The following is a 2,469-nucleotide window of genomic DNA, read 5'->3' on the forward strand; positions in this document are numbered from 1 at the left end:
CGCCGCAACCGGTCGGCGTGTCGGCCAGAACGGGCAAAGGTTCACGGGTGCGGCACTAGTGATGGCGCTCATTGATCCTGCTCAGTCCTGCTCACCGAAAGTGCTCACCCGTGTGGCTCCGCCGATGAGGGCGGGTCTCCTTCGATGCTGGTGGTCTCTGACCACGCACCAGCACCCCGAAGGAGACCCGCTTTCTCATGTGGACATGGGAAAAAGACGTGGAGATCCACGCACTGCACAAACGAGGCTGGACGATTTCGGCGATCGCCCGGCACACCGGCCGAAACCGGCGCACGATCCGCAACTATCTGAACGGCACCACCACCCCAGGCGTGCGCAAACCCGCTGGTGAGGACCCGTTCGAACCGTTCGTCGACTACGTCACCGCTCGTCTGACCGAGGATCCGCACCTGTGGGCGCGGACCTTGTGCGACGAACTCGAGAACCTCGGCTACACCGCCTCGTATCAGACGCTGACCCGCCAGATCCGGCGGGGGCGGAAACCCAATGGGACTGGCTCGAACTGCCGGACCCACCCGTCTCCTGGGCGTGGGGCAAGACCGCATATCTGCTGGTCGGATCGCTGGCGCATTCCGGGCGGTGGCGTGGGGTCCTCGCCCCGGCGATGACCCAACCGCATCTGATCGGCGGTCTCGACCGCATCGTCCGCGAACTCGGCGGTCTGACCCGTACCTGGCGGTTCGATCGAATGTCCACGGTATGTCACCCCGACAGCGGGAAGGTCACCGCCTCGTTCGCCGGCGCTGCCAAACACTACGGCGTCTCGGTTGCGATCTGCCCGCCTCGGGCCGGGAACCGCAAAGGCGTCGTCGAGAAAGCGAATCTGACTGCGGCGCAGAGATGGTGGCGAACACTGCCGGACAAGGTCACCGTCGAGCAGGCGCAGACGAGGTTGAACGAATTCTGCTGCCTGCGCACCGACACCCGATCCCGGACCACCCTCGAAGGAAAATCGACGGTGGCGGCGATCGCCGCGACCGAACCCCTGACACCGCCGCCATCGGTTCCGTATCCGGTGACGGTCACCGAGACCCGCACCGTGTCACGGCAGGCGCTGGTGGCCTACCGAGGCAACCGCTACTCGGTGCCCCGGAACCGGCCGCAGCGCAGGTCACCGTCACTCGCCGGCTCGGGGACGAGGTGATCGACATCGTCACCGCCTCACACATCACCGTCGCCCGCCACCGCCTCGCTCCGGACGGGGCCGACGCTCTCGTGCGCGATCACGGCCACGTCCACGCCCTCGACCAGACCGCGATGGCCGCCGCTGCGGCCGGAGGCCGGCCACACCGCCGCAAGGAACGCATCCCACCCGGACCCGACGCCCTCACTGCGGCAGCAGTATTGCGCACCGACACCACTGACCGTCAGTTGTCATCGAGGACATCGCGATCGACGGTTGTCGACCTGGCCGCCTACGAGCGCGCCGCCCGTGGAAGGAACACCCTGGCATGAGCACCCCCGACGCCACCATCACGACCACCCACGCCGCGAGTCTTTATCAGCGGCTGCGCGGTCATCTGGCGACCTTGAAGCTGCACGATGCCGCCGAGGCACTGCCGTCGGTGCTCGACCGGGCCCAGAAGGACGGTCTGTCGATGACCGCTGCTCTCGAACAGCTGCTGTCGATCGAGGTCGAGGCTACCGAAGCCCGCCGCCTCGCCGGGCGGTTGCGGTTCGCGTGCCTGCCCACCCCGACCTCACTCGAGGATTTCGACTACGACGCAGCCCCCGGCCTCGACCGGGCACTGATCACCGAACTGGGTACCTGCCGGTTCCTCGAAACCGCGACGAACGTCCTGCTCATCGGCCCACCGGGGGTCGGAAAGACCCACCTGTCGGTGGGTTTGGCGCGGGCAGCCGCACATGCCGGCTATCGCACCTACTTCACCACCGCCGCCGATCTGGCCGCTCGTTGTCATCGCGCTGCGATCGAGGGTCGGTGGGCGACGACGATGCGGTTCTTCGCCGGCCCGACCCTGTTGGTGATCGACGAACTCGGTTATCTTCCGTTGCCCGGGGAGGCGGCATCGGCGTTGTTTCAGGTTGTTGCACAACGCTATCTGAAGACCTCGATCGTCATGACCACCAACCGCGGTGTCGAGGAATGGGGTGAGGTCCTTGGTGACACGACCGTGGCCGCCGCCATGCTCGACCGGCTCCTCCACCGGTCCGTGGTGCTCAACCTCGACGGCGATTCCTACCGACTGCGCGATCATCACGCACGCTCGGAGAACCTCCGCAAAGCCACCACCGGAACCCGACAACCGCTACAGTGAACACCGCTCACAGGTGGGGATTTTCGTTGAGCACAGCTGGGGATTTTCCCTGAGCCTCGTTACGGGGGGAGCTCGAGTTCTGAAATGGCGCGCCCAGTCGCGCAGAACCAGTCGGACATTTCGGCGACGGTCAAGCACTGATCAGTTCCGCTCCGCGCGTCACGATGTT

At 66.1% G+C, this 2,469-nt stretch carries 1 protein-coding gene and 1 pseudogene; both read left to right on the plus strand.

Annotated elements, in window-relative coordinates; genetic code table 11:
- The first annotated feature begins 197 nt into the window (after nucleotides 1–197).
- Nucleotides 198–1,476: pseudogene (locus ACLBYD_RS30545) on the plus strand (IS21/IS408/IS1162 family transposase).
- On the plus strand, nucleotides 1,473–2,300 hold the full coding sequence (gene istB / locus ACLBYD_RS30550; RefSeq protein WP_447819382.1) for an IS21-like element helper ATPase IstB: 828 nt from the start codon (nucleotides 1,473–1,475) through the stop codon (nucleotides 2,298–2,300). The pseudogene ACLBYD_RS30545 and the gene istB overlap by 4 nt, the downstream one beginning before the upstream one ends.
- Nucleotides 2,301–2,469: the final 169 nt, after the last annotated feature.

The organism is Rhodococcus sp. C26F (genome assembly GCF_053345925.1).